Source organism: Micromonospora sp. NPDC000089, assembly GCF_042899365.1.
Lineage (GTDB): Bacteria > Actinomycetota > Actinomycetes > Mycobacteriales > Micromonosporaceae > Micromonospora.
This window is the reverse complement of sequence record NZ_JBIAZT010000001.1, coordinates 347,880-356,357: the sequence shown is the minus strand read 5'-3', so window position 1 is coordinate 356,357 and position 8,478 is coordinate 347,880. Positions and strand designations below refer to the sequence as shown.

At 73.2% G+C, this 8,478-nt stretch carries 5 protein-coding genes; 4 read left to right on the top strand and 1 reads right to left on the bottom strand.

The genetic code is table 11. From position 1 onward, the window contains the following. Nucleotides 1–61: 61 nt before the first annotated feature. Nucleotides 62–1,909: a dihydroxy-acid dehydratase gene (ilvD, locus tag ACFY3U_RS01710; protein WP_387193141.1), complete on the bottom strand. Its 1,848-nt coding sequence runs from the start codon at nt 1,907–1,909 to the stop codon at nt 62–64. Nucleotides 1,910–2,019: 110 nt separating this feature from the next. Here ilvD and ACFY3U_RS01705 point away from each other — a divergent pair, with 110 nt between their 5' ends. The 4 genes from ACFY3U_RS01705 to ilvC all read left to right on the top strand — a co-directional run bounded on the left by ACFY3U_RS01705 (nt 2,020) and on the right by ilvC (nt 8,252). Next, entirely contained in the window at nt 2,020–4,428 is a 2,409-nt protein-coding gene (locus ACFY3U_RS01705; protein WP_387193138.1) for a putative bifunctional diguanylate cyclase/phosphodiesterase, read from the top strand. Nucleotides 4,429–4,663: 235 nt separating this feature from the next. Beyond that, on the top strand, nt 4,664–6,580 hold the full coding sequence (locus ACFY3U_RS01700; RefSeq protein ID WP_387193136.1) for an acetolactate synthase large subunit: 1,917 nt from the start codon (nt 4,664–4,666) through the stop codon (nt 6,578–6,580). A 61-nt stretch (nt 6,581–6,641) separates the two neighbouring features. Next, nucleotides 6,642–7,157: an acetolactate synthase small subunit gene (ilvN, locus tag ACFY3U_RS01695; protein ID WP_387193134.1), complete on the top strand. Its 516-nt coding sequence runs from the start codon at nt 6,642–6,644 to the stop codon at nt 7,155–7,157. 81 nt (nt 7,158–7,238) lie between these two features. Further along, a complete protein-coding gene (gene ilvC / locus ACFY3U_RS01690) occupies nt 7,239–8,252 on the top strand; it encodes a ketol-acid reductoisomerase (RefSeq protein WP_387193131.1) in 1,014 nt (337 codons plus the stop codon). The last annotated feature ends 226 nt before the right edge of the window (nt 8,253–8,478 follow it).

Genomic DNA, 8,478 nt, shown 5'->3' with positions numbered 1-8,478 from the left:
AGGGGCGGCGAGGACGCCAAGCAGCTACCAGCGATGCGCTGTCGAGAGCCGTGGGGGAGGGTTACTCCGGCACCCGCCGGTACGCGCCGTCGCTGGCCGAGGTGGCCATCGAGGCGTACGCGCGCAGCGCCGCCGACACCGGGCGCTGCCGGTCGGTCGGGGTGTACGGCCGGTCCCGCTTCTCCTCGGCGACCCGGCGCGCCTGGAGCACGTCGTCCGGAACGTCCAGCGAGATGGACCGGCCGGGGATGTCGATGACGATCTCGTCGCCGTCGCGGACCAGCGCGATCAGCCCGCCGGAGGCCGCCTCGGGGGAGACGTGCCCGATCGACAGCCCGGAGGTGCCGCCGGAGAACCGCCCGTCGGTGAGCAGCGCACAGGCCCGGCCCAGCCCCCGGCCCTTGAGGAACGACGTGGGGTAGAGCATCTCCTGCATGCCGGGGCCACCCTTCGGGCCCTCGTACCGGATCACCACCACGTCCCCGGCGACGATCTCCTTGGCGAGGATGGCGGTGACCGCGTCGTCCTGCGACTCGTAGACCTTGGCCGGGCCGCGGAAGGTCAGGCACTCCTCGGGCACCCCGGCGGTCTTCACCACGCAGCCGTCCGGCGCCAGGTTGCCGTGCAGGATGGCCAGCCCGCCGTCGACCGAGTAGGCGTGCTCGCGGTCCCGGATGCAGCCGTCGGCCGCGTCGGTGTCCAGCGACGACCAGCGGTTGGTGGTGGAGAACGGCTCGACGGTGCGCACCCCGCCGGGCGCAGCGTGGAACAGCTCGACCGCCTCGGAGCGCGGTGAGCCGCCCCGGACGTCCCAGTCGGCGAGCCACTGGGCCAGGCTGGGGGAGTGCACGGCGTGTACGTCCCGGTGGAGCAGGCCGGCGCGGTCCAGCTCGCCGAGGATGGCCGGGATGCCGCCGGCCCGGTGCACGTCCTCCATGTGGTACTGCGGCGAGTTCGGCGCGACCTTGGCTAGGCAGGGCACCCGGCGGGAGACCGCGTCGATGTCGGCGACCGAGAAGTCCAGCTCGGCCTCGCGGGCGGCGGCGAGCAGGTGCAGGATCGTGTTGGTCGAGCCGCCCATCGCCACGTCGAGCGCCACGGCGTTCTCGAAGGCGGCCCGGCCGGCGACCGCGCGGGGCAGCACCGAGGCGTCGTCGTGGTCGTACCAGCGCTTGGCGATCTCCACGGCGGTGCGGCCGGCCTCGACGAAGAGCGACCGGCGCGCGGCGTGGGTGGCCAGCGTCGAGCCGTTGCCCGGCAGGGCCAGGCCGATCGCCTCGGTGAGGCAGTTCATCGAGTTGGCGGTGAACATGCCGGAGCACGAGCCGCAGGTGGGGCAGGCCGACCGCTCGATCTCGCCGAGCTGCTCGTCGGTGACCGCCTCGTTCGAGGACGCGATCATCGCGTCGATCAGGTCGATCTTGCTGTGCACGACGCCCTCGATCGCCGTGGTCTTGCCGGCCTCCATCGGGCCGCCGGAGACGAAGACGGTGGGGATGTTCAGCCGCAGCGCGGCCAGCAGCATCCCGGGGGTGATCTTGTCGCAGTTGGAGATGCAGACCAGGGCGTCCGCGCAGTGCGCGTTGACCATGTACTCCACCGCGTCGGCGATCAGCTCCCGGCTGGGCAGCGAGTAGAGCATCCCGCCGTGGCCCATCGCGATGCCGTCGTCCACCGCGATGGTGTTGAACTCCCGGCCCACCCCGCCGGCGGACGCCACCGCGTCGGCGACCAGGCCGCCCATGTCCTTGAGATGGACGTGACCGGGCACGAACTGGGTGAAACTGTTGGCGATGGCGACGATCGGCTTGCCGAAGTCGTCGTCGGTCATCCCGGTGGCCCGCCAGAGGGCCCGGGCGCCGGCCATCGTCCGACCGTGGGTGGAGGTCCTCGACCGCAGCTCAGGCATGCGTACCAGTCTGGCACCGTCGCCGCGCCGGCCCCCATCGGTCGCGCCGTGTCCCAACAGATGCACACCCGGTCCCCCGCGCGCGGCACCCATCCGGCACAGTTGAGGGCGTGCGTGTCCCCCCGGGCCTGGTCGTCGTCGCGGTGCTGTGCGGCCTCGTCGCCGTGACCGCCGCCGCGCTGCTGGCCGACTCGGCCCGGCGCCGCCGCGGCCCGCACCGCCACGCGTACCTCCTGCTCGCCGCCGCGGCGGTGCTCGCGCTGGGCGGGCTGCTGGTCGGCCTGGGCGAGACGATCACCGGCGGGCACCACCCGGCGAACCCGACCGGGCTGTCCGGTTGGCCGGCGGTGATCTCCGTGGCCACCGCGCTGAGCGCGGCAGCCGCCTGCGCCGGCCTGCTCCGGCTGCCCGGGGCCGCGGTCAGCCGGCCGGCCACCGCCCGGCTGCTGCTGGACGGGCTGATCATGGCCAGCGCCCTGTGGTTCGTCGGCTGGGTGCTGTTCAGCGCCCCGACCCGGCTGCTCGGCGACGCCACGCCGGTGTCCTGCCCGGCGATCCTGCTCGCCTCGGTGGCGGCCGCGGCGAGCGGCGGGCTGGCCCTGATCGTGGTGCTGCGGGCCGATTCGCCCCGGTCCCGGCTGGCGCTGCTCGGCGGCGGCATCACCGCGACCACGACCGGCGGACTGGCCGTCGCCGCCGGGGTCTGCCAGAGCGGTCGGTCGGTGACCGTCGCCGGCACGGCGCTGCTCGCCCTGGGCCTGCTGGCGGTCGCGGTCGCGGTGCACCGGGTGACCGCGCCCGGGCAGGTCGACGTCGACCTGATCCGCCGCGACGGGGAGTTCGCCTTCGTCCCGATGGCCGCGATGGCCGCCTCCGCGCTGTACCACCTGGCCCAGGGCGGCCGGTTCGACGTGCTCGGCATCGTCGCCGGCAGCGTCGAGGGCTTCGCCCTGGTCGCCCGGCAGTACCTGACCCTGCACGACGTGCGCGGGTACGCCGGCCGGTTGGCCGAGCGAGAGGCGCACTTCCGCGAGCTGGCGCACACCGACCCGCTGACCGGCCTGGCCAACCGGCGCGGCCTGCTGCGGGAGATGCAGCGCTGCGCCGACGAGGGCGTCCGCTGCGTGCTGCTCGGGCTCGACCTGGACGGCTTCAAGAACGTCAACGACATGCGCGGCCACGACGTGGGCGACATGGTGCTGGCCGAGGTGGGCCGGCGGCTGAAGGGCAACCTGCGCCCCGGTGACCTGGCCGCGCGGCTCGGCGGCGACGAGTTCGCGGTGCTGATGCGCGGCCGCCCCGACGAGGCGGACGCGGTCGCCGAGCGGCTGCTCGGGGTGCTCGGCCGGGCGTACGACCGGCCGGACGGGCCGGTCTTCCTCTCGGTCAGCATCGGGCTGGCCGGCCAGTGCGGGGACACCGACGTGGTGGGGCTGCTGCGCCACGCCGACCTGGCCCTGCGCTACGCCAAGCAGCGCGGCAAGAACCGGATCGAACGCTACGACGGCACGCACGACCAGCTGATGCTGCGCCGCACCCGGCTGGAGCACGAGCTGCGCGGCGCGATCGAGCGCGACGAGCTGCGGCTGGTGTTCCAGCCGGTCGCCTCGCTGCCGTCGGTGCGGCCGGTGGGCGCCGAGGCGCTGCTGCGCTGGCACCACCCGGAGCTGGGCAACGTCCGGCCGGACGAGTTCATCCCGCTGGCCGAGGAGTGCGGGATGATCGCCAAGCTGGGCGCCTGGGTGCTGCACCAGGCCTGCCGGCAGCTGTCCCGCTGGCTGGCCGACGGGCACGACGTCTGGGTGTCGGTGAACGTCTCCCCGCGCGAGCTGCACGCCCCGGAGTACGTCGTGCAGGTCACCGAGGCGCTGCGCGCCCACCACGTACCGCCCCAGCGGCTGGTGCTGGAGGTCACCGAGCACGCGGTCGCCACCGACCTGGACGAGCTGATCCGCCGGCTCACCGCGCTGCGGCTGACCGGGGTGCGGATCGCGCTGGACGACTTCGGCGCCGGCTACTCCTCGCTCGGGCAGCTGCGCCGGCTGCCGATCGACATCCTGAAGATCGACCACAGCCTGGTCGCCGAGCACGAGCCGGTGCGCCCGGTCGACCGGGACGGCCCGGCGTTCGCCCCGATGGTCGACATCGTCATGCGGCTCGGGCACCAGCTCGGCCTGGAGGTGATCGCCGAGGGGGTGACCACGCCGACCGAGCTGGCCGCCGTGGTCGCCGCCGGGTGCCGCTTCGGCCAGGGCGCGCTCTTCGGTTGGGGGGTGCCGGCGGAGCACCTGGAGGCGATGCTGGAGGCGGCCACCTCGCCCGGCGCCCGGCCGGCGTCCGCCGCGCCGGCGCCACCGGCCGCGCCGCTGCCGCCGACCCCGTCGCCGCTGCTGCCCCGGCTGCGTTCCACCGGCCCGTCGCTGCGCCCGCTGCCCGCGCCGCGCGCCGCCGAGGAGGGATCCGCGCAGGCCGGGCCGCTCGCCGGCCCACCGCACGGGGACGGATTCCCCCGTTCGTGAACCAACATGTGGGATGAGTTGACTCATCGCATGAGATGCGTCAGGCTGGTCCACATGTCGTCGATCCGGTCGCTGCGAGTACTTACCTGAGCGCACTCTCCACCTCGAGAGTGCGCTGGCCCCGTGCATCTGCACGTGGGCCGTTTTTGTTGCCGTCGGACCCCGTCCGGCGCGGGCCCCACCCGCGTTGCTCGTGTCGCAGCTCCCGCCCACTCAGCCGAAGGCCTGAACCGCCATGACGAGACCCACGCCAGAGACCCTCGCCCACTCCGCCCGCCGCTCCCGGGCAGTCACCGAGCCGGCCGCCGACGCCGACCACGCCCCCGCGCCGCGGGCCGGGGCCGTCCCGCCGGGCGCCGGCCGGACCGCCGCCGAGGTCACCACCCCGGCCGTACGGCAGCCCGCGCCGGCCCAGGTCTCCGGCGCCGGCTCGCTGGTGCGCTCGCTCGAGGCGCTCGGCGTCGACGTGGTGTTCGGCATCCCGGGCGGAGCGATCCTGCCCGCGTACGACCCGCTCTACGACTCGACCGTGCGGCACATCCTGGTCCGCCACGAGCAGGGCGCCGGGCACGCCGCCACCGGGTACGCCCAGGCGACCGGCCGGGTCGGCGTCTGCATCGCCACCTCGGGGCCGGGCGCGACGAACCTGGTCACGCCGATCGCCGACGCGTACATGGACTCGGTGCCGATCGTGGCGATCACCGGTCAGGTGGCGCGGCCGTCGATCGGCACGGACGCCTTCCAGGAGGCGGACATCCAGGGCATCACGCTGCCGATCACCAAGCACAACTTCCTGGTGCAGACCGCCGAGGAGATCCCGCAGGTACTGGCCGAGGCGTTCCACCTGGCCGCCACCGGCCGGCCCGGCCCGGTGCTGGTGGACATCCCCAAGGACGTGCTGCAGGCCCAGACCACCTTCGCCTGGCCACCCACCCTCGACCTGCCCGGCTACCGGCCGACCCTGCACCCGCACGGCAAGCAGATCCGGGAGGCGGCCCGGCTGATGAGCATGGCCCGCCGGCCGGTGCTCTACGTCGGCGGCGGCGTGCTCAAGGCCGGCGCCACCGAGGGGCTGCGCACGCTGGCCGAGCTGACCGGCATCCCGGTGGTGACCACGCTGATGGCGCTGGGCGCGTTCCCCGACTCGCACCGCCAGCACCTGGGCATGCCCGGCATGCACGGCACCGTCGCCGCCGTCTACGGCCTGCAGAAGTCCGACCTGATCGTGGCGCTCGGCGCCCGCTTCGACGACCGGGTCACCGGCCAGCTCGACTCGTTCGCCCCGGACGCCACGGTGGTGCACGCCGACATCGACCCGGCCGAGATCGGCAAGAACCGGCACGCGGACGTGCCGATCGTCGGCGACGCCAAGCACGTCATCGACGAGCTGATCACCGCGGTCACCGCCGAGCGGCGGGCCGGCCACAAGTCCGACCTGGCCGACTGGTGGACCCAGCTGGACGACCTGCGCGAGCGCTACCCGCTGGGCTACGACGAGCCGTCCGACGGCACGCTCTCCCCGCAGTACGTGATCAAGCGGTTGGGCGAGATCGCCGGCCCGGACGCGGTCTACGTGGCGGGCGTCGGCCAGCACCAGATGTGGGCCAGCCAGTTCATCTCGTACGAGAAGCCGGGCACCTGGCTCAACTCCGGCGGCCTCGGCACCATGGGGTACGCCGTCCCGGCGGCGATGGGCGCCAAGGTCGGCCGGCCGGACACGGTCGTCTGGGCGGTGGACGGCGACGGCTGCTTCCAGATGACCAACCAGGAGCTGGCGACCTGCGCGCTGGAGGGCATCCCGGTCAAGATCGCCGTGATCAACAACGGCAACCTCGGCATGGTCCGCCAGTGGCAGACGCTCTTCTACGGCGAGCGCTACTCCAACACCGAGCTGGGCACCCACAAGCACCGCATCCCGGATTTCGTGAAGCTCGCCGAGGCGCTCGGCTGCATCGGCCTGCGCTGCGAGAACGCCGACGACGTGGACCGGACCATCGAGGCGGCGATGGCGATCACCGACGCGCCGGTGGTGATCGACTTCGTGGTCGGCAAGGACGCGATGGTCTGGCCGATGGTGGCCGCCGGCACCAGCAACGACGAGATCATGTTCGCCCGTGGCGTCCGCCCGGCCTTCGACGAGGACGAAATCTGATGGTCACGACCGAATGCACCGAGCGCAGCGAGGGCCATGAGGGCATGACGAAGGAGACACGATGACGCTTCACACGCTCTCCGTACTGGTGGAGAACAAGCCGGGTGTGCTCGCCCGGGTGTCGGGGCTGTTCTCCCGGCGCGGGTTCAACATCGACAGTCTCGCCGTCGGCGAGACCGAGAACCCGGACGTCTCCCGGATCACCATCGTGGTCAACGCCGAGTCCTCCCCGCTGGAGCAGGTCACCAAGCAGCTCAACAAGCTGGTGAACGTACTCAAGATCGTGGAGCTGGACCCGCAGGTTTCGGTCGCCCGCGAGCTGCTGCTGGTGAAGGTGCGCGCGGACCGCGCGGCCCGGGCGCAGGTGCTGGAGACGGTGAACCTGTTCCGGGCCCGGGTGGTCGACGTCGCCCCGGACACGTTGACGATCGAGGCCACCGGCACCAAGGACAAGCTCGACGCGCTGCTGCGCGACCTCGAGCCGTTCGGCATCAAGGAGATGGTCCAGTCCGGCACGGTGGCGATCGGCCGGGGCTCGCGCTCGATCACCGCCGGTCCGTCGCTGCGGGCCGCCTGACCCGGTGCGCCGGCGTCGGCGCCTGACCTACACACAAGTCCACGACGGGCCACCACGGGCCGCCGTACGAAAGGGAATTCGATGAGCGTTGAGGTGTTCTACGACGACGACGCCGACCTGGGCCTGATCCAGGGGCGCACGGTCGCGGTGATCGGGTACGGCAGCCAGGGGCACGCGCACGCGCTGTCGCTGCGGGACTCCGGCGTGGACGTGGTGATCGGCCTGCCGGTCGGCTCGAAGAGCCGGCCCAAGGCGGAGGAGCAGGGCCTGCGGGTGCTCTCCCCGGCCGAGGCGGCGGCCGCGGCGGACGTGATCATGATCCTGGCGCCGGATACCGCGCAGCGGACGCTCTACACCGAGGCGATCGAGCCCAACCTCGCCCCGGGCAAGGCGCTCTTCTTCGGCCACGGCTTCAACATCCGGTACGACCTGATCACCCCGCCGGCCGACGTGGACGTCGCGATGGTCGCCCCGAAGGGCCCCGGCCACCTGGTCCGCCGGCAGTACGTCGACGGCAAGGGCGTGCCGTGCCTGGTCGCGGTGGAGCAGGACGCCTCCGGTGGCGCGTTCGCGCTGGCCCTGTCGTACTGCAAGGCGATCGGCGGCACCCGGGCCGGCGCGATCCGCACCACCTTCACCGAGGAGACCGAGACCGACCTGTTCGGAGAGCAGGCGGTGCTCTGCGGCGGCGCGGCGGCGCTGGTGCAGACCGGTTTCGAGGTGCTCACCGAGGCCGGGTACGCGCCCGAGGTGGCCTACTTCGAGTGCCTGCACGAGCTGAAGCTGATCGTCGACCTGATGTACGAGGGCGGCATCGCCCGGATGCGGTACAGCGTCTCGGACACCGCCGAGTACGGCGACCTGTCGCGCGGCCCGCGGGTGATCGACTCCCGGGTCAAGGAGGAGATGCGCAAGATCCTCGGCGAGATCCAGTCCGGCGAGTTCGCCCGCGAGTGGGTGGCCGAGGACGAGGCCGGCCGGCCGAACTTCGCCAAGTGGCGGGCCGAGGGCGCGGCGCACCCGATCGAGGAGACCGGGCAGAAGCTGCGCGCCATGATGAGCTGGGTGGACCGGCCGATCACCGAGACCGCCTGACCGCGGGCCCGACGGTGACCCGGCGCTCTCCCCGGCGCCGGGTCACCGTCGGGTGCCCGTACCCCGGTTCGCCGACGGGGGCCGCGCTCGCGGCCCCCGTCGCCGGCTCGCGGCGTTCCGCTTCCGTTCAGCTCCGGGACATGTCGGGTTTGTGAGGGCACTCACCCCGCCGTCCCGAACACGCCGACCGGCCCGCGCCCTACGATCCCAGATAGGTGCGTAGCCG

Excerpts from the sequence above, each read along its gene's own strand:
- ilvD (WP_387193141.1), bottom strand. The coding sequence starts at position 1,909 with ATGCCTGAGCTGCGGTCGAGGACCTCCACCCACGGTCGGACGATGGCC.
- ACFY3U_RS01700 (WP_387193136.1), top strand. The coding sequence starts at position 4,664 with ATGACGAGACCCACGCCAGAGACCCTCGCCCACTCCGCCCGCCGCTCC.
- ilvN (WP_387193134.1), top strand. The coding sequence starts at position 6,642 with ATGACGCTTCACACGCTCTCCGTACTGGTGGAGAACAAGCCGGGTGTG.
- ilvC (WP_387193131.1), top strand. The coding sequence starts at position 7,239 with ATGAGCGTTGAGGTGTTCTACGACGACGACGCCGACCTGGGCCTGATC.